The organism is Labrys sp. WJW (assembly GCF_001676615.1).
GTDB classification, from domain to species: domain Bacteria; phylum Pseudomonadota; class Alphaproteobacteria; order Rhizobiales; family Labraceae; genus Labrys; species Labrys sedimenti.
Map to the genome: position 1 here is coordinate 1 of NZ_LYXZ01000099.1, position 16,967 is coordinate 16,967.

The 16,967-nt window shown below is 64.3% G+C and carries 17 protein-coding genes; 10 read left to right on the forward strand and 7 right to left on the reverse strand.

Features of this window, described 5'->3' with window-relative positions; translation table 11 throughout:
- Nucleotides 1–115 precede the first annotated feature (115 nt).
- Nucleotides 116–706: a putative glycolipid-binding domain-containing protein gene (locus tag BA190_RS34615; protein ID WP_068299701.1), complete on the forward strand. Its 591-nt coding sequence runs from the start codon at nucleotides 116–118 to the stop codon at nucleotides 704–706.
- A gap of 133 nt (nucleotides 707–839) precedes the next feature.
- Here BA190_RS34615 and BA190_RS34620 read toward each other — a convergent pair whose 3' ends face one another.
- The gene (locus BA190_RS34620) at nucleotides 840–2,417 is read right to left on the reverse strand and encodes an acid phosphatase (protein WP_068299704.1); all 1,578 of its coding nucleotides are present in this window, start codon (nucleotides 2,415–2,417) and stop codon (nucleotides 840–842) included.
- A 179-nt stretch (nucleotides 2,418–2,596) separates the two neighbouring features.
- On the opposite strand from BA190_RS34620, the gene BA190_RS34625 reads away from it, so the two are divergent.
- Nucleotides 2,597–3,769 carry a cytochrome-c peroxidase gene (locus BA190_RS34625; RefSeq protein ID WP_082980270.1) on the forward strand — a complete coding sequence of 391 codons (1,173 nt, stop codon included), beginning with the start codon at nucleotides 2,597–2,599 and terminating at the stop codon, nucleotides 3,767–3,769.
- Nucleotides 3,770–3,907: 138 nt separating this feature from the next.
- Here the strand turns inward: BA190_RS34625 and BA190_RS34630 are convergent, their stop codons facing one another.
- Nucleotides 3,908–4,120, reverse strand: a complete 213-nt coding sequence (locus BA190_RS34630; RefSeq protein ID WP_068299709.1) for a hypothetical protein — start codon at nucleotides 4,118–4,120, stop codon at nucleotides 3,908–3,910.
- Nucleotides 4,121–4,366: 246 nt separating this feature from the next.
- Here BA190_RS34630 and BA190_RS34640 point away from each other — a divergent pair, with 246 nt between their 5' ends.
- Entirely contained in the window at nucleotides 4,367–4,915 is a 549-nt protein-coding gene (locus BA190_RS34640; protein ID WP_068299743.1) for an invasion associated locus B family protein, read from the forward strand.
- Between the two features lie 178 nt (nucleotides 4,916–5,093).
- Here BA190_RS34640 and hemH read toward each other — a convergent pair whose 3' ends face one another.
- A complete protein-coding gene (hemH, locus tag BA190_RS34645) occupies nucleotides 5,094–6,137 on the reverse strand; it encodes a ferrochelatase (RefSeq protein ID WP_068299713.1) in 1,044 nt (347 codons plus the stop codon).
- 246 nt (nucleotides 6,138–6,383) lie between these two features.
- On the opposite strand from hemH, the gene BA190_RS34650 reads away from it, so the two are divergent.
- The 5 genes from BA190_RS34650 to ppa all read left to right on the forward strand — a co-directional run bounded on the left by BA190_RS34650 (nucleotide 6,384) and on the right by ppa (nucleotide 11,950).
- The gene (locus BA190_RS34650) at nucleotides 6,384–6,893 is read left to right on the forward strand and encodes a GNAT family N-acetyltransferase (RefSeq protein ID WP_068299715.1); all 510 of its coding nucleotides are present in this window, start codon (nucleotides 6,384–6,386) and stop codon (nucleotides 6,891–6,893) included.
- A 426-nt stretch (nucleotides 6,894–7,319) separates the two neighbouring features.
- Nucleotides 7,320–8,345, forward strand: coding sequence for an iron ABC transporter substrate-binding protein (locus tag BA190_RS34655; protein WP_068299721.1), 1,026 nt, complete (start codon nucleotides 7,320–7,322; stop codon nucleotides 8,343–8,345).
- Nucleotides 8,346–8,683: 338 nt separating this feature from the next.
- A complete protein-coding gene (locus BA190_RS34660; protein WP_371260461.1) occupies nucleotides 8,684–10,177 on the forward strand; it encodes an ABC transporter permease in 1,494 nt (497 codons plus the stop codon).
- Complete coding sequence (locus BA190_RS34665) at nucleotides 10,174–11,214, forward strand: ABC transporter ATP-binding protein (protein WP_068299726.1); 1,041 nt, start codon at nucleotides 10,174–10,176, stop codon at nucleotides 11,212–11,214. The genes BA190_RS34660 and BA190_RS34665 overlap by 4 nt, the downstream gene beginning before the upstream one ends.
- A gap of 196 nt (nucleotides 11,215–11,410) precedes the next feature.
- The gene (gene ppa / locus BA190_RS34670; RefSeq protein WP_068299728.1) at nucleotides 11,411–11,950 is read left to right on the forward strand and encodes an inorganic diphosphatase; all 540 of its coding nucleotides are present in this window, start codon (nucleotides 11,411–11,413) and stop codon (nucleotides 11,948–11,950) included.
- 88 nt (nucleotides 11,951–12,038) lie between these two features.
- Here ppa and BA190_RS34675 read toward each other — a convergent pair whose 3' ends face one another.
- Entirely contained in the window at nucleotides 12,039–12,542 is a 504-nt protein-coding gene (locus BA190_RS34675) for a helix-turn-helix domain-containing protein (protein WP_068299734.1), read from the reverse strand.
- Between the two features lie 377 nt (nucleotides 12,543–12,919).
- Between BA190_RS34675 and BA190_RS34680 the strand changes: the two genes are divergently transcribed.
- Nucleotides 12,920–13,495, forward strand: coding sequence for a dihydrofolate reductase family protein (locus tag BA190_RS34680; RefSeq protein ID WP_068299737.1), 576 nt, complete (start codon nucleotides 12,920–12,922; stop codon nucleotides 13,493–13,495).
- Between the two features lie 273 nt (nucleotides 13,496–13,768).
- Here the strand turns inward: BA190_RS34680 and BA190_RS34685 are convergent, their stop codons facing one another.
- Both BA190_RS34685 and BA190_RS34690 read right to left on the reverse strand, forming a co-directional pair.
- Nucleotides 13,769–14,698: a threonine/serine dehydratase gene (locus BA190_RS34685; RefSeq protein ID WP_156771845.1), complete on the reverse strand. Its 930-nt coding sequence runs from the start codon at nucleotides 14,696–14,698 to the stop codon at nucleotides 13,769–13,771.
- A 211-nt stretch (nucleotides 14,699–14,909) separates the two neighbouring features.
- Nucleotides 14,910–15,623 carry a thioredoxin family protein gene (locus BA190_RS34690; protein ID WP_068299739.1) on the reverse strand — a complete coding sequence of 238 codons (714 nt, stop codon included), beginning with the start codon at nucleotides 15,621–15,623 and terminating at the stop codon, nucleotides 14,910–14,912.
- A 320-nt stretch (nucleotides 15,624–15,943) separates the two neighbouring features.
- On the opposite strand from BA190_RS34690, the gene BA190_RS34695 reads away from it, so the two are divergent.
- Entirely contained in the window at nucleotides 15,944–16,783 is an 840-nt protein-coding gene (locus BA190_RS34695) for a YihY/virulence factor BrkB family protein (protein ID WP_068299740.1), read from the forward strand.
- On the opposite strand, the gene BA190_RS34700 is transcribed toward BA190_RS34695, so the two are convergent.
- A partial coding sequence (locus BA190_RS34700; RefSeq protein WP_156771847.1) for a cupin domain-containing protein occupies nucleotides 16,768–16,967 on the reverse strand: 200 nt, incomplete at its 5' end. The two genes, BA190_RS34695 and BA190_RS34700, sit on opposite strands and share 16 nt — an antisense overlap.

Here is a 16,967-nt window from a genome sequence, read left to right on the forward strand (position 1 = left end):
CGCCGATGCCGACCTCGTGCGCCTGGTCACCTCCTTCGCGACGAAGGATGAGGAGGTGAAAAGGTTCCTGGCGCTGGCGGGGTAGAAAAGCGGTGAGGTCTGGGAAGGAGATCCTATGCCTGCAATCCTCTGGAAGCGCCTTGACCTCGAAGGGCATGACGCCTGTCGAATTGTCGAGTGCGACGATGGCTGGGATATCGAGGGCAACGCGGTCTTCGATCATCAGGGAGACGCCGCCAATCTGACCTATCACCTGAATTGCGATCGATCATGGCTGAGCCGGAAAGCAACCATCGGTGGCTGGATAGGGTCTCGGGACATTGACATTCTGATCGAGCGGGCAGCGGATGGGGACTGGTATGTCAATGGCGAAAAGAACGTGGGTTTTCGCGGGCTGGTGGACATAGACCTCGGCTTCACCCCGGCCAGCAATACCAATGCGATCCGTCGAATGAATTTGGAAAAGGGTCTGCAGGCAGAATCCGTAGCCGTGTGGCTGGACACGGAAGACTGGAGCGTGAAGGCATTGCCGCAGGTCTATCGTCGGCTGGGTGCCAATACCTATGACTACAACTCGCCACTGCACAAATATCGCGCCGAGTTGAGCGTGAGTGAATTCGGCGCTGTTGTCGAATATCCCGGTCTATGGCGCATGATCAATTGCCGCCCCGACTTTGGGAAAGAGGGGCGCGGATCAGACCGGTAAAAGCGAACTCGCGCCACTCTTCCCACCGGATCTCGCTCCACTCGTCCCAGCACACACAAGCTGTGCGCGACCTTCCTGAAACCGGGAAGGAATTCTCGGGTCTCATTCGGCACAGCCGCGATAGGCCGCTGCCTCACTTGTCCTTCAACACCAGCGCGCTGGTCAGGTCGCCGAGCGGCTTCTGCTTGCGGGCGGCCATCGCCGTGTCGCGCACGGTGATGCCGTGCAGGGTCGGCAGCTCGAAGCGGCGCGTGATGAAGCGCAGGATCGAGGTGGTGTCCATCGGCGCATGGTCGACGAAGCCGCGGCGGGCATAGGGCGAGACGATGATCGCCGGGATGCGCGAGCCTGGGCCCCAGCGGTCGCCCTTGGGCGGGGCGACGTGGTCCCACAGGCCGCCATTCTCGTCATAGGTGACGACGACGAGCATATGCGGCCATTGCGGGCTCTTCTCGAGATGAGCGATCACGTCGGCGATATGGGCATCGCCCGCCTGGATGTCGGCATAGCCCGAATGCTCGTTGAGGTCGCCCTGCGGCTTGTAGAAGGAGACTTGGGGCAGTTTGCCGGCGTCGATCGCCTTGATGAATTCGACGCCCGCCAGGCCGCCGTCGCGCAGATGCTCGGCCCGGGCCGGGGTACCCGGTGCGAAGCTGGCATAATAGTTCAGGGGCTGGTGGTGATACTGGAAGTTCGGGATCGGCGTCTTGTTGCCATGGTCGAGCACATCCTGCCAGGCGCCGCCATACCAGGCCCAGCTCACATGCTTGAGGCTGAGCAGGTCCCCGATGGTCGGTTCGGTCTGAGGCGGCAGCGTCGTCGGCTTGGCCGGATCGGCAAATGCCTTGTCGCCATCCTTGGCCGGCTCGTTGCCGCTCGGCTGATAGGGCGGCTGCATGGTGTTCACGGCATAGAAATCAGGCGTGAGATTGCCATCGCCGGCAAATTTCGGGATGCCGTCCATTGCCGATTTCGGTGAATTGGCAGCTGCCTTGAGCGTCACCCCGTCGGGTTCGACCACGGCGATCGACGGCTTGGCCGGATTGGTGTCGGCATTGGGGTAATAGGGCGCGCAGGCGCAGACCAGCCATTGATGGTTGAAGAAGGAGCCGCCGAAGCCGCCCATGAAGAAATTGTCGGCCAGCACGTATTTCTGGGCGACCTTCCACATGGCAGTTTTCGAGCCGTCCCACAGGCTGACCGAAAGGGCTCCTGAATCGGCATAGGCGACGAATTTGTCGTTGCGCCCGCCATTGATCTGCATCTGGTTCTGGTAATAGCGATGCCAGAGGTCGCGCGTGATGGTGCCGTAGCCGAGGTTGAAGCCCTTGGGGTCGTCCGCGTGGAAGGGACGGTTGGGCAGATGCTCGGTCTCGGCCTGGGTCACCGGCGGCGTCACCCCCTTGGCAGTCAGGCCTTCCCAGATCGGCGGCAATTCTCGGAAGGGCTTGCCGTCGCGATCGCGCTGGATGCGGGCGGTTGCCGGTGCCTTCGCCACGCCATTGGCACCCGGAAAGCTGCCATAGAGATTATCGAAGCTGCGGTTCTCGGCATAGATCACCACCACGGTATCGATCAGCTTCAGATCCTCGGACGCTCCAGGCGCAGGCTTGGCCTTCTGGCCGCCCGTGCCTTCGGCAGCCAGCGCCGATCCGAAGGCACCGATGGAAAGGCTCAACGCATACACGACCGCCGCCGATTTCATGCGCATCAGGGTCTCCTGCCTCGATTTGCTTGTTGCTATCGTCCCCCACAGCCCCTCATCTTAGCCGGGCTGGCTGAAGATGCCACCCCCGATCGCAATGAAGGAATGCAGCCATAAGCTTTCTTTGCAACAGACGTGTGAGGCAATGGGGCGGCGTCCTGGGGCTCGCTTTGCCGGTGCTGGCGATGACCTCGGTCCAGGCCGGGCAGGAGATGTCACGTGCGCAGGTGCGCCAGCAGGCGCAGGCGCTGGGAGCCCTCGGCCGCTCTCTTTTCTTCGATCCCGCCCTGTCGGGATCAGGCAAGCTTGCCTGTTCCTCCTGCCACGATCCCGCCCGTGCTTTCGGGCCGGTAAACGACCGCGCGGTGCAGCTTGGCGGCGGCGACATGCACCAGCCCGGCGTGCGCGCCGTGCCGTCGCTGAAATATCTGCAGGTGGTGCCGCCCTTCACCGAGCATTTCTACGATTCGGAGGATGAGGCCGACGAGAGCATCGACAATGGCCCCACGGGAGGCCTGACCTGGGATGGGCGTGTCGATCGCGGCGCTGACCAGGCCAAGATCCCGCTGCTCTCGGATTTCGAGATGGGCAACCGGGACGGGGCGGAGGTGGCCCGTCGCGTGCTCGCGGCGGGGCATGGCAAGGCCATCGCCGCCATTGCCGGGCCGAAGGCGGCCGGCGACCCGGACTTCGTCTACAAGACGACCCTGAAGGCGCTGGAAGTGTTCCAGCAGGACTATCGGACCTTCTACCCCTATTCGAGCAAATATGACGCGGTTCTGGCCGGCAAGGCGGAGCTCTCTCCCCAGGAAGCGCGGGGGCTCGACCTGTTCAATGCGGCGGACAAGGGCAACTGCGCTTCCTGCCACATCAGCCAGCGCGGCAATGACGGCACGCCGCCGCAATTTACCGACTACGGCCAGATCGCGCTCGCGGTGCCGCGCAACCCCGACATTCCCGCCAACAAGGATCCAGCCTATCACGATCTCGGCCTGTGCGGCCCGCTGCGCACCGACTTCCTGAAGCGCGAGGATTATTGCGGTCTGTTCCGCACCCCGACCCTGCGCAACATCGCTTTGCGCAAGACGTTCTTCCACAATGGCGGCATGCATTCCCTGCGCGATGCCGTGCGTTTCTACGTCGAGCGTGAGACCCACCCGGAGCGCTGGTACCCGCGCAAGGCCGATGGCAGCATCGACAAATATGACGATCTGCCCGAAGCGGCGAAGGCGAACGTCAACACCGATCCGCCCTTCGACCGCAAGGCCGGCGACGAACCGGCCCTGACGCCGGCCGAGATCGACGATGTCGTGGCCTTTCTCGGCACGCTGACCGACGGTTACGAGCCGGCAAAATGAAAGCGGGGAGCTATGCGGAGTGTCAGCCTCCTGGCTGACACCTTGGTTGCGGACGCGTAGTTTCCAACATGTCAGCCAGGAGGCTGACACTCCTCATTTCCTTCGCCTGAAAACCGCAACCGTCGTGGGGTCTTTGCTCTAGCTCCCGGCGGATTTGGCCGGCAGTCCCAGCAGGCTGGCGACGGCCTCGGCGCCCTTGCCGGTGGCGGAAACCTCGCCATTGTCCCGGATCTCCAGTCCCGCGCCGTTGGAGAAGCTGAGGGACCAGCCGTCATCGCTGCCGTTGCGGCGCCGATCGGTGAGTTCGATACCGGCCGCGGAAACCAGTGCAATGGCCTTGTCGACGTCCATGGTCGTCACCTCGTGCAAGATGCCCGGATCTTTCCCCTCGGCCAGTTGGATCGCGAAGCCGCGGCAAGTCAAGGAGAAAGGGCCGGCCGGCGAGAGCGGCGGCGTGCCATCCTACCGTCGCGGTATATCAGGCGTCGAAAGCTGCGTGATTTTCGGCAGCAACCTATCGCCAGACGCTGATATTCGTGTCATGGCTGCGGCGATTGCCCCCATCGGGGCATGATGCCTTTCTGCCGTGAGGAATCGATGCTGAAGACCAGCCTTAGTCTCGCTTTTGCGCTTCTGGTGAGTGCCGCCCAGGCCCAGACTCCGGCCCAGGAGCCCGCGCCTGCCAAATCGCCGTTGCCGGGCGGGGCCTCCTCCATCCAGGAGAGCTATGAGGACTGGCGCGTGCTCTGCAATGTCGTCAACAATGCCAAGCAATGCGCGGTCCAGCAGGTGCTGACCGATACCAAGACCGGTCAGCGTGTGCTGGCTGTCGAGCTGAACCCCACGGCCAATGGCGGCACCAGCGGCAATCTCGTGATGCCGTTCGGCCTGCAATTCGATGCCGGCGTGTCCCTCGCCCTCGATGCCGGGACCAGTGGCAAGCCGCTGAATTACAAGACCTGCATCCCCGCCGGCTGCCTGGTGCCGCTGGCGCTCGATGCCAACACCATCACGGCTCTCAAGGCCGGCAAGCAGCTCAAGCTCACGGCCAAGTCGGTCGACGACAGCGTGAAGCCGCTCGTCTTCACGGTCTCGCTCAAGGGCTTCGGCCCGGCCCTCGACCGGGCGACCGCCATCCTGAAGTGAGATAATATCGACGGCCGCGATATTTGACCCCCGCGTCATTGCGAGCGTAGCGGAGCAATCCAGGAGGCATGACCGCCACGGTTTCCAGCTCTGGATTGCTTCGCTACGCTCGCAATGACGGTACTTGGGCGGTCAAGCGTCAATACCGTTGGTATGACACCAAGTCGCGAGCCGCCCGTCAGATCCAGCCCTGCAATTCGCGTGTAACCACGTGCTCGATTACGCGCTGGCCCTCGGGGCTGTCGTTCAGGCAGGGCAGATAGGCGAAGTGCTCGCCGCCATTGTGCAGGAAGATCTCCTTGTTCTCCTCGCCGAGTTCTTCCAGCGTTTCCAGGCAGTCGGCCACGAAGCCCGGCGCCACGATGGCAAGGCGCTTCACGCCGGATTTGGCGAGCCCTTCCACGGTCTCGTCCGTATAGGGCTTGAGCCACTCCTCCTTGCCGAAACGGGACTGGAAGGTGATCTTGAAGCGATCCTCGCTGAAGCCGAGGGCCTCGCGCAGCAGCCGTCCCGTCTTCATGGCAAAGCAGTAATAGGGATCGCCCTGGATCAGGTAGTTCTTGGGCACGCCGTGGAAGGAGGCGAGCAAAACCTCCGGCTCGAAGTCGAGCTTGGCGAGGGATTGGCGCACCGAGCTGGCCAGGGCCTCGATATAGACGGGGTCGTCATGCCATTGCGGCGCGATGCGCACTGCCGGCTGCCAGCGCAGGGTCATCAGGTGCTCGAAGGCCTTGTCGCAGACCGTGGCGCTGGTTGCCGCGGCATATTGGGGATAGAGCGGCACGATCAGGATGCGGTCGCAGCCCTTGGCGCGCAGGGCGTCGATGCGCGAGGCAATGGAGGGCTTGCCGTAGCGCATGGCAAAATCCACCACGAGGCGCGAATCGGCGGCGAAGGTCTCGGCCAGCTTTTCGGTCTGGCGCCGGGTGATGACGAGGAGGGGCGAGGCGTTCTCGACCTTGTCCCAGATCGAAGCATATTTGGCGCCGCTCTTGCCCGGTCGCGTTGTCAGGATGATGCCGTTGAGCAGCGGCCACCACAGCAGGCGCGAGACCTCGATGACGCGCCGGTCGGACAGGAACTCCTTGAGATAGCGCCGCATCGGCCAATAGGTCGGCGCGTCCGGTGTGCCCAAATTGACCAGGAGAACGCCGATTCTTCCGCTGGCCGCCACGGGATGATCCGCCGGAACGGGAAGGGCGCTTGCGAGGTGAGAAGTCATGCCGGGTCCTTTCCAGGCCTTTCAACAGGCTGGGCGTCCGGCTTGCAACAGATTTGTGTGCTGCGGCGGGCCGGCGCGACGCCATGGCGCTTGGCGAGCGAGGGACCACCAGAATCGCAAAGGCGTTTGTAAACAAGGCCCTGAAGGAAAACAGGCATGGCCGCCGCAACGCGCGTTGCTTTGGGAAGCGCATTCCTACGAGCAATTCACTTGCAGGAAGCAGCCGCGCCCGCTTATCCTCCCCCTATGAGCACCGACGCCATCGAAATCCGTTTGGCTCGCCCGGACGACGCCCACGCCATCGCCGATGTGCATGACGTCGCTTGGCGTTATGCCTATCGCGGCGTGATTCCGGGCCGCGAGCTCGAGCGCCTGGTTGAGCGGCGCGGTGCCAAATGGTGGCGCTATGCCATCGACCGCAAGACCCGCATCGTGGTGATGTCCTTTGGCGGTGTGATCGCCGGCTATGCCACCTATGGCCGCAACCGGGCCGTTGGCCTGCCTTATCAGGGCGAGATCTTCGAGCTCTATCTGCGTCCCGAATATCAGGGCATCGGCCTGGGCAAGCGGCTGTTCAACGCGGTGCGCCGCGATCTCAATGGCCACGACGTCAAGGGCATGGTGGTGTGGGCACTGGCCGACAATGTGCGGGCCTGCGATTTCTACCGGCGCCTGGGTGGCGAATCCGTGGACAGCATGGTGGAGCGCTTCGGCGAGGTGAAGCTGCAGAAGATCGCTTTCGCCTGGGGCGCCTGAACAAGCTGGACTTTTCCGCCTCTCTTCTTCGTCCTGTCCGCGATCCATTCAACTCCCGTCGCGAGTTCGGTCGCCATCGATCGATGGCGTCTCGGTTGTTTCTCGATTGGTGCGCAGGGAGCGTGCCGAAGCGTGGGGCAAGCGAAGCTTCGGGCCGATAGCCGCCCGTTACGCATTTGTAATCCTGGACGTGGCGGCGCCGGCCAATAGAAAATCTAATGTCTAATTCGGTGCATGCCGTGAAGACGAAGGTTCTCCTCCCGTCATTCCCGAGGTGCTCGGTGTTGTTCTCAAAATAAACAGATTCGATATACACTTTTTAATAATTCTAATTCTAATCTAAAGAGTTTGACGGGAACTTCTCGGTAAGCCTAGAGATCGGGTGTTCAAGCATCCCTTGGCCGAAGCCAACCGATAGAGGTTCTGATGAAAGTTTTCCTGCCGCATCGCCGTGCAGCGCTTGCCGGGGCTGTCGCCCTTGCCGCCGCCCTGTTCGCTGCTCCCCTGGCCGCCCAGGCCGAGGATGCGGGCATCACGGTCTATAATGCGCAGCATGAAAGCCTGACCAAGGCCTGGGCCGAGGCTTTCACCAAGGAGACCGGCATCAAGGTGACGCTGCGTAATGGCGGCGACACCGAGCTCGGCAACCAGCTGGTGCAGGAGGGCGACAAGTCGCCCGCCGACGTCTTCCTCACCGAGAATTCGCCGGCCATGGTGCTGGTCGACAACGCCAAGCTGTTCGCGCCGCTCTCGGCCGAGACGCTGGCCGAGGTGCCCGAGGCTTTCAAGCCCTCGCATGGCCGCTGGATCGGCATCGCCGCCCGCACCACCGTGTTCGCCTATAACAAGACCAAGCTGACCGAGGACAAGCTGCCGAAGTCCCTGCTGGATCTGGCCGATCCGGCCTGGAAGGGCCGTTGGGGCGCAGCGCCGGCCGGCGCCGATTTCCAGGCCATCGTCAGCGCTTTGCTGGCCCTGAAGGGCGAGGAAGCCACGGAGACCTGGCTCAAGGGCATGAAGGCCAACGTCAAGCCGTTCAAGAAGAACGGCATCGCCATGAAGGGCGTGAATGACGGCGAGGTCGAAGGCGCGATCATCTACCAGTATTACTGGTTCGGCGACCAGGCCAAGACCGGTGAGAACTCCAAGAACGTCGCGCTGCATTATTTCCGCAACCAGGATCCGGGTGCTTTCGTCAGCATCTCGGGCGGCGGCGTGCTCGCTTCCAGCAAGCACAAGAAAGAAGCCGAGGCCTTCGTGAAGTGGATCGCCGGCAAGGGCGGCCAGGAGATCCTCAAGACCGGCACTTCCTTCGAATATGCCGTCGGCAAGGATGCCGCTTCCAATCCCAAGCTGGTGCCGCTGGCCGATCTCAACGCACCCAAGCTCGATCCGGCGCAGCTCAATTCCAAGAAGGTCTCCGACCTGATGACAGCTGCCGGCCTGCTTTGAGCGACGGAATACCGCACCGACTTGCAAAGATGAGGCAAGCTGAGTGTAACCTTGCCCGAATTGGCTCAACCCTTGTCATTGCCGGGCTTGACCCGGCAATCCAGTCTTGCGTTTCAATCGGCTATTGCCGCCTCCGTGGATGCCCGGGTCAAGCCCGGGCATGACAAAGGGCAGCGCCAGGTAGCGCCGTCGTCGCAAACCTGACATCATCGCGCCTCCGGCCCTGTGCCGGAGGCCTTCGCTTTTCAGGACACCTCGTGTCATCGTCGTCATCCCAGCCCGAAATCGGCAGTCTGCGCGTCTCCTCACCCGGCTTCACCGGGCGTGACGCCGTTGCCGTGGCTGCGGTACTGGTGTCCCTGCTCGCCCTGCTGCCGCTCGGCTTCGTGATCTTCATCACCGTCCAGACCGGCTGGCAGACCGTCTATGAGCTGGTGGTGCGCCCGCGCGTCGGCGAATTGCTGGTCAATACCGTCCTGCTCGAGGCCGTCACCATTCCCATCGCCATCGTGCTGGCGGTGGCGCTCGCCTGGCTGACCGAGCGCAGCGACCTGCCCGGGGCCCGGATCTGGTCGTGGCTCGCGGTGGCGCCGCTCGGCGTGCCGGCCTTCGTGCATTCCTATGCCTGGATCAGCCTCGTTCCGGGCATGCGCGGCCTGTGGAGCGGCGTGCTCGTCTCGATCATGGCCTATCTGCCGTTCCTCTATCTGCCGGTGGCCGCCCAGATGCGGCGGCTGGACCCTGCGCTCGAGGACGTGGCGGCGAGCCTGGGACAGTCGCCGCTGCGGGTGTTCTTCCGGGTGATCCTGCCGCAATTGCGGCTGGCGATCTGTGGTGGCTCTCTGCTGGTCGGCCTGCATCTGCTCGCCGAATACGGCCTCTATGCCATGATCGAGTTCGACACCTTCTCGACCGCCATCGTCGACCAGTTCCAGTCGGCCTATAACGGCCCCGCCGCCAACATGCTGGCCGGCGTGCTGGTGCTCGCCTGCCTGGTGCTGCTGGGACTCGAGAACCGGGTGCGCGGCCAGGAGCGCTATGCCCGCGTCGGTTCCGGCGCTGCCCGCCCGGCAGCTCGCGCCCGGCTTGGCCGTGGCACCCTGGTCTGGCTGGTGCTGCCGCTCAGCCTCGCGCTCCTGTCGCTCGGCGTACCCTTGCTAACGCTGGCGCGCTGGCTCTATTTGGGTGGTGCGGCCGCCTGGTCGTCGGATGACATCGGCTCCGCCCTCGGCCAGACCCTTGGACTTGCCTTGCTCGGTGGAGCCGCGACCACGCTGGCCGCCCTGCCGATGGCCTGGCTGTCGGTGCGCGCGCCGGGCCGCCTGCAGAAGGTGCTGGAGGCCTGCCATTACTATGTCGGCTCGCTGCCGGGCGTGGTGGTGGCGCTGGCGCTGGTGACGATCACGGTGCGCATCGCCCTGCCGCTCTACCAGACCATGACGACCTTGCTGCTGGCCTATGGCCTGATGTTCCTGCCGCGGGCCGTGGTCGGGCTGCGCGCCAGCCTGGCACAGTCTCCCGTCGAACTCGAGCGGGCCGCGATGGCGCTGGGACGCCCGCCGATCAAGGCGATCTGGCAGATCACCATGCGGCTGTCGGCGCCGGGCGTCGCCGCCGGCATGGCACTGGTCGCCCTCGGCATCACCACGGAACTGACGGCCACCCTGATGCTGGCGCCCAACGGCACGGTTACGCTCTCCACCCGGTTCTGGTCGCTGACAAACGACATCGACTATGTCGCCGCGGCGCCCTTCGCGCTCTTGATGGTGCTGCTGTCGCTGCCCCTCACCCTCCTGCTCCACTACCAGTCCAGGCGATCGATCGGCCAATGAGTTTCCTGAGTATAGACAAGGCCGGCAAGCGCTATGGCGCCATGGTGGCGCTCGATGGCGTCAGCCTGGAGGTCGCGTCCGGCAGCCGCACCGCCATCGTCGGCCCGTCCGGATCGGGCAAGACCACGCTGCTCCGGCTGATCGCTGGTTTCGAGGGTCCGGATGCCGGCCGCATCGCCCTGAACGGTACCGTGCTGGCGGATGGCCCGGCCATCGTGCCCGCCCATCGGCGCGGCATCGGCTTCGTCACCCAGGACGGGGCGCTTTTTCCCCATCTCACCATCGCCGACAATATCGGCTTCGGCCTGGAGCGGGGCACGCCGGATCGGGAAGACCGCATCCGCGCGCTGATGCGCACCGTCGATCTCGATCCGCGCCTGCTGGAGCGCCGGCCGCACCAGCTCTCCGGCGGACAGCAGCAACGCGTCGCCTTGGCGCGGGCCCTGGCACGCCAGCCCAAGCTGATGCTGCTGGACGAACCTTTCTCGGCCCTCGATACCGGCCTGCGCGAGGCGACCCGCAAGGCTGTGGCGGCGCTGCTGCAGGCGGCCGGCGTCACCACCATCCTGGTCACCCATGACCAGACCGAGGCGCTGTCCTTCGCCGACCAGGTCGCCGTGCTGCGCGAGGGCCGGCTGGTGCAGGCCGGGGCGCCGCATGATCTCTACCGCCGACCGCGGGACCGCGAGACGGCGCTTTTCCTGGGCGAGGCCATCCTGCTGAAGGGGCAGGCCGGGGTCGGCTGGGTCGATTGCGTGCTGGGGCGCCTCGCGGCCGGGACGCATGGCCAGCGCGGGGACATCGAGCTGATGCTGCGCCCTGAGCAGGTCAAGTTCACGCCCAGCGCTGAGGAGACCGCGCAGGGGTGCTTTGCCAGCGTAGTGGACGTCGAGTTCGGTGGTGCCCTCAGGGCCGTGACGGTGGAACTGGCCGATGGCAATCGGCTCCGGATCAGCGGTACCGGCCTCGATCTGCCGCCGACCGGCACACGCGTACGCCTGAGCGTGGCCGGGCCTGCCCATGTCTTCGAAGCATAGATCGGAATTCCCGTGCCAGCTTCCCTTGTGACGCTGCCGTGACGGGAAGGGTCGCTGACAGTGTTTCTCGTGAAACCGGCATCATATTCTTGTGATCTTCGGGTTGAAACCCATGCGCGTTCCGCCTAAGGCTGCATTCTGATCGGGGTCTGGAGGCATCCTGCGCCAGAGCCTGCCTTACAGGATGTGATCTACGATGCGTATCGAAGCGATCTCGACCGGACGCAATCCGCCGCACGAGGTAAATGTCATCGTCGAAGTTCCCGTCGGTGGCGAGCCCATCAAATATGAGATGGACAAGGATTCCGGCGCGCTCGTGGTCGATCGCTTCCTCTACACGCCGATGCGCTACCCCGGCAATTACGGCTTCGTGCCGCACACGCTGTCGGATGACGGCGATCCCATCGACGTGCTGATCGCCAACCAGCGCGGCATCATCCCCGGCGCCGTGATCGCGGTGCGCCCGGTCGGCGTGCTGAAGATGCGCGACGAATCCGGCGGCGACGAGAAGATCATCGCCGTGCCCGTGCCGCGGCTGACCCGCCGCTACGAGAAGGTGAACAACTACACCGACTTGCCGGAGATCACCCTCAAGCAGATCGAGCACTTCTTCGAGCACTACAAGGACCTCGAGAAGAACAAGTGGGTCAAGGTCGAAGGCTGGGGCGACGCCAGGGAAGCCGAGGCGATGATCCTCGAGGCGATCGAGCGCTACAAGGCCAACAACAAGGGCTGAGGCTGGGGGCTGATCCCTGGGCTTGAAGACCCCTTCTCCCCTTGTGGGAGAAGGTCCCGGCAGGGGGATGAGGGGTGGTAACGCGTCCTCACACCGCCGAACCTTCCTCCTGCGCCATCACGGCCAGATAGGCCGCCTGCAATTCGGCCAGGACCGAGCGGGCGGGTGCGGGCGTGCCCAGATGCAGGGCCCGCAATTCCTCCATGAAGGCCTCCCACAGGGGCGGGCCTCCTTCCTCCAGCAATTGCGCGCGGATCGACAAGGGCCGCGAGACCGGCGTGTATCGGCGGCCCCAGGCCCCCATATGGGCCAGCAGTGGCACCAGCTGGATGGATGGCTCCGTCAGGCTGTAGATCGCCTTCTGCTTATGGCTGGGATCGTCGCGCCGGCTGAGCAGGCCGACCTCGACCAGTCGCTTCAGCCGGTCGGCCAGGATGTTGGAGGCGATCTTCTCCTCCGAATGGGTCAGGAGCTCGCGATAGTGCCGGCGATTGCCGAACATCACGTCGCGGATGACGATCAGGCTCCAGCGGTCGCCCAGCATTTCCAGCGTCAGATTGATCGGACAGCCCGACCGGTAGGCCATGTTCATCGTCGCACTCCTGGAGCAAAACGCATTCAAGTGTGAACGCTTATTTGCTCCAACTCTTTGGTTGGGCGCGTCTTTGCGATTCTTGGTGATTCCAGGAAATCGCAAAACGCCATGGGCAGATTCCTCCCGATCGGGCCCTGGGGCGCAATCAGGAGAGGCCTGCCAGATATCAAGCAGTGAAGAGCGCCTTCGTGGGTGAGCGCCCGTTCGCTGCAACTCGTTGTTTCCAAGCCGATCCCACGGATTGGCTGGAGCGCCTTTGGGATTCCCGGGAGTCTCGTCAAATCATAAATGCTATACCACTTGCAAAATAGGATCAGTTGAGCTAAAAGGCAACTGCTTGCTTATTGCAACTGGTATGCATGGGAGGAATGACGATGGCCAAACTGATCCTGGCGATGTTCACGAGTCTGGATGGTTATATCGAGGGGCCGAATGGCTTCGTGCCGCCGGCCTGGTCGGGCGACCTGGAAACCCATTGGTCCGGCTATGCCTTGGAGCGGGCCGGCCATCTCGTCTATGGCCGCGTCAATTTCCTGTTCAACAAGGACTTCTGGAGCCCGGCCGAGACCGATCCCTCCAGCCCTGCCGCCGGCATTCCCCATGCCGCAGTGATGAACCGCCTGCCCAAGACCGTGGTCTCCTCCACCTTGTCGGGCGATCCTGGCTGGAACGCCACCCTGGCAGGGCCGGATCTCGCGGCCGCGATCGGGGCTTTGAAGTCGAGCCTCGAGGGCAAGGACATCTATTGCTTCGGCGGTGCCGGCGTCGCCAACAGTCTCGTCGGTCACGATCTCGTCGACGAATATCGCCTGATGGTGACACCGACGATCTTCGGCGACGGCAAGCGCCTGTTCGAACCCGGCCTGCCCAAGCTCGGGCTCGACCTGATCGAGACCCGCCCGCTCGACACCGGCGCGGTGATCCTGCATTACCGGCGCAAGCGGAGCTGAGGCGTTCTTGCGAGAGAGCCGATAGAAGTACTCGCAAAGGTCTGTGCTGCCCCTCACCCTTACCCTCTCCCCGCAAGAGGCGGGGCGAGGGAGCACAAGCGTGGCGTTTTTGCCTTCGGGCGTTCATCTGGCCCAACGGTAGGGCGAGATGAGACCTTTCCTTGTAAGCCGCATCGTCGAAGTCCCCCTCTCCCCGCCTCTTGCGGGGAGAGGGTAAGGGTGAGGGGCTACGCAACCCCCGGGCGGCACGGCTTCGATGAAATTTGCGCAGTCTCAGGCGATCGTGGCCAGGTCCACATTGGCGCCGCAGGCCAGCACGCCGACGCGTTCGCCCGGCTTGGGCCGGTAGACGCCGCCGACCAGGGCCGCCAGGGCGGTGGCACCGCCGGGTTCGAGGGCGAGGCGGGCATCGGCCCAGGCCCGCTTCTGCGCTTCCACGATGGCGCTGTCGGGCACGGTGATGGCCTCGCCGACATGGCGACTGGCGACGGCATAGACCCTGGGGCCGCAATTGCGGGCGCCGAGCGAATCCGCCGCCACGCTCTCGACGCTGACATCGACGGGCCCACCGGCCTCGAGTGCTGCCTTGAGGCATTGCGAGCCTTCCGGCTCCACCGAGACGACCTTGACCCGGCCGGCAAACCAAGCCGCGATACCGCCGATCAGGCCGCCGCCGCCGGTGGCGACCAACACGGTGTCGAGCGCACCGCCGGCCTGCTCTTCCCATTCCAGCCCGAGCGTACCCTGGCCGGCCATGGTTTCCCAGGAATCGAAGGCATGCACCGAGAGGGCACCTGTCTCTGCGATATAGCGCTCGCAGGCGGCCAGGGCATCGGCGTAGCGCTCGCCGCCAATGTCGAGATCGGCCCCGCGGGCGCGGATCGCCGCGATCTTGGCGGGGCTCGAGATCACCGGCACGAAGATACGGGCCTTGTGGCCGAGCGCGCGCGCGGCATGGGCGACGGCGATGCCATGGTTGCCGCCGGAGGCGGCGGCGACCCCGGCTGCCGGCACTTCGCGCGACAGCAGGTTGTTGAAGGCGCCGCGCGGCTTGAAGGAACCGGCATGCTGCAGGAATTCGAGCTTGAGCTGCACGCCGTGGTCGAGGCCGAAGGTGCCGGCCTGGGTGTCGAGAAGCGGGGTGCGGCGAATATGGGAGGCGACGCGCTGATAGGCGGCGCGAATATCGTTCTGATCAATCATGATGGGTTCCGGCGGGAAGAGAAGGCCTGGTTGGCCGGCCAATTCCTTCTTCCTATCCTCAAGCCGCCAAGGTTCCAAGATGTTGAGGCGGTGACTTGGGGCAGTGATTTGGCGGGATCGGTCGAAAGACCCGCCCCTGGTGCGCTCGCCCTCTCACCCGATCCTTGTTCAGCGCCGATCGACGCCCGTCCGTGCCTCTGGTAGCGACGCCTTACGGCTTGTGCATGGCAGCGCCGAGAATGGCGCCCGGCCTGCCGGCGGCGTCCACCTGCACCAGCACGGCGAAGCTGTCGGCGCCGGGCGCATTGGTCACATCCGGCTTCAGGGCCACCGTGGCGGCATTGCCGTCATAATCGGCGACCTTGCGGAAGCAGCGCACCACATTGGAATAGGTCACCGTCTTGCCGACATTCTCGCCGCGCTCGATCTTGACCTCGGCGCTCGTCTCGATGGGAACCACCCAGACCTCGCCCTTGTGGACGCTCTTGCCCAGCGCGATGCTGTAGGCGCCGTTCTTGCCGGAGATGGTAACGGGAACACTGAGGACGTTGGGATGGGTGGCGGCCATCTCGATGGCGTGCCGAACCTCTTCGCCATTGGAGCCGACGGCATGCTGCACGCCATCAACCACGATCTGCGGGGTATAGACGGCCCTGTCGCCGCGCACTTCCGAATAGGCACGCTGGCGTCTGGTGAAGGTGTTGTCGGCCAACGTGTCCTTCCAGCCGACATAATCCCAATAGTCGACCGGCAGGGACAGGGCGATGACGCTGGGATCGCGGGCGAGTTCGCCCATCATCTTGTCCGCCGGCGGGCAGGAGGAGCAGCCCTGGCTGGTGAACAGCTCCACCACGGCACGCGGCTGCGCCATCGCCTGGCCGCTCGCGACCAGCAATAACAGAGCTGCAACCAGGTTTCGCCGCATCGATCTCGTCCGGGCCTGCTGGCGTCTTGCGGCCTGCCGGAGGGCAGGAAACGTAAAGACGGGATAAAACAAAGAGTTGAGGCAAGGGAGCGTCAGACATGGACGCATTTTGCCCTCGTGGAAACGATCGGCAAGGCATAGCCCATCGAAGATGAACGGGCGAGTAACACAGTGGTGAGGACGAGACCCCTCCGCGATTCGTGAAGGAGCGTGATATCGAGCGATTTCGCCGGCCTTGCCCGTCGCCGCATCCACGGTTTCCGCCGGATGCCCATGCTCCCTTTCTGGCAAATTCCGTCACGGAATGGCATGGTTGGCCCATGCGGGCGTACAAATTCATTTCCGATCTCACGCAACGGGTCACCGAGCATGACGATTATGCGCTGGCGAGCCACATGGCGCTGTCCCTGCTCACGGCGATGTTTCCCTTCCTGATCTTCGTGGCCTCCCTGGCCGGCGTGCTCGGCACTGCCGACCTGCAGAACGAGATCGTGCGTCTGCTGTTCGAAACCTGGCCGCACGAGGTTTCCGAGCCGATTGCCCGCGAGGTCACCAGGGTGCTGGGCACGGCGCGGCCTGGCCTGCTCACCGTCAGCGCCATCGTGGCGGTGGTGCTGGCCAGCAATGGCGTCGAGGCCATCCGCGTCGGCATCAACCGGGCCTATGGCCTGGTCGAGACGCGGTCCTTCTGGTGGTGCCGGCTGCAGAGCCTGTTCTTCGTGCTGCTGGCCTCGCTCGCTCTGGTCACGCTCGCCTTGCTGGTGGTGTTGTGGCCGGTGATATGGCAGGCGGCGGTCAGCTTCACGCCGGTATTGGCGCCGCTGCAGCCGCTCATCGAGATCGCCCGCTACGGCATCACCACCGCGGTGCTCGGGGGCGCCATCATCCTGGTGCACCTCTTCCTGGTGGCGAGCCGCCCTTCGCTCGGCCTGATCTGGCCCGGCGTGCTGATCACCATGGGGCTCTGGCTCGCCGGCGGCTACGCCTTCAGCATCTATATCAGCGACTTTGCCGCCTATTCCAAGCTCTATGCGGGCCTCGGCAGCGTCTTCGCGGCGCTGTTCTTCCTGTGGCTGGTGGCGCTGGCCTTCCTGCTCGGGGCAGAGATCAACGCCATCCTGGCCGAGCGGCATCACAAACGCGTTCAAGCCGCGTCGTAATGCATGATGTAGAGCTTGCGGGTTGTTTCGTGGATGGTCCACTCGCCCTTCCAGCCCTTCGGCAGTACCAACGCCTCGCCGGCCCGTACCTCGCGGGTCTGGCCGCCGGCGTCATGCAGCGACACCCGCCCCGACACGATATGGCAGGGTTCCGAATTGCGCTCGCGCGAGGCGGGGGAGCGGG

Bases quoted from the DNA above. Each gene is read 5' to 3' on its own strand.
- BA190_RS34615 (WP_068299701.1), top strand. From the start codon at position 116: ATGCCTGCAATCCTCTGGAAGCGCCTTGACCTCGAAGGGCATGACGCC.
- BA190_RS34620 (WP_068299704.1), bottom strand. From the start codon at position 2,417: ATGCGCATGAAATCGGCGGCGGTCGTGTATGCGTTGAGCCTTTCCATC.
- BA190_RS34625 (WP_082980270.1), top strand. From the start codon at position 2,597: ATGACCTCGGTCCAGGCCGGGCAGGAGATGTCACGTGCGCAGGTGCGC.
- BA190_RS34630 (WP_068299709.1), bottom strand. From the start codon at position 4,120: ATGGACGTCGACAAGGCCATTGCACTGGTTTCCGCGGCCGGTATCGAA.
- BA190_RS34640 (WP_068299743.1), top strand. From the start codon at position 4,367: ATGCTGAAGACCAGCCTTAGTCTCGCTTTTGCGCTTCTGGTGAGTGCC.
- hemH (WP_068299713.1), bottom strand. From the start codon at position 6,137: ATGACTTCTCACCTCGCAAGCGCCCTTCCCGTTCCGGCGGATCATCCC.
- BA190_RS34650 (WP_068299715.1), top strand. From the start codon at position 6,384: ATGAGCACCGACGCCATCGAAATCCGTTTGGCTCGCCCGGACGACGCC.
- BA190_RS34655 (WP_068299721.1), top strand. From the start codon at position 7,320: ATGAAAGTTTTCCTGCCGCATCGCCGTGCAGCGCTTGCCGGGGCTGTC.
- BA190_RS34665 (WP_068299726.1), top strand. From the start codon at position 10,174: ATGAGTTTCCTGAGTATAGACAAGGCCGGCAAGCGCTATGGCGCCATG.
- ppa (WP_068299728.1), top strand. From the start codon at position 11,411: ATGCGTATCGAAGCGATCTCGACCGGACGCAATCCGCCGCACGAGGTA.
- BA190_RS34675 (WP_068299734.1), bottom strand. From the start codon at position 12,542: ATGAACATGGCCTACCGGTCGGGCTGTCCGATCAATCTGACGCTGGAA.
- BA190_RS34680 (WP_068299737.1), top strand. From the start codon at position 12,920: ATGGCCAAACTGATCCTGGCGATGTTCACGAGTCTGGATGGTTATATC.
- BA190_RS34685 (WP_156771845.1), bottom strand. From the start codon at position 14,698: ATGATTGATCAGAACGATATTCGCGCCGCCTATCAGCGCGTCGCCTCC.
- BA190_RS34690 (WP_068299739.1), bottom strand. From the start codon at position 15,623: ATGCGGCGAAACCTGGTTGCAGCTCTGTTATTGCTGGTCGCGAGCGGC.
- BA190_RS34695 (WP_068299740.1), top strand. From the start codon at position 15,944: ATGCGGGCGTACAAATTCATTTCCGATCTCACGCAACGGGTCACCGAG.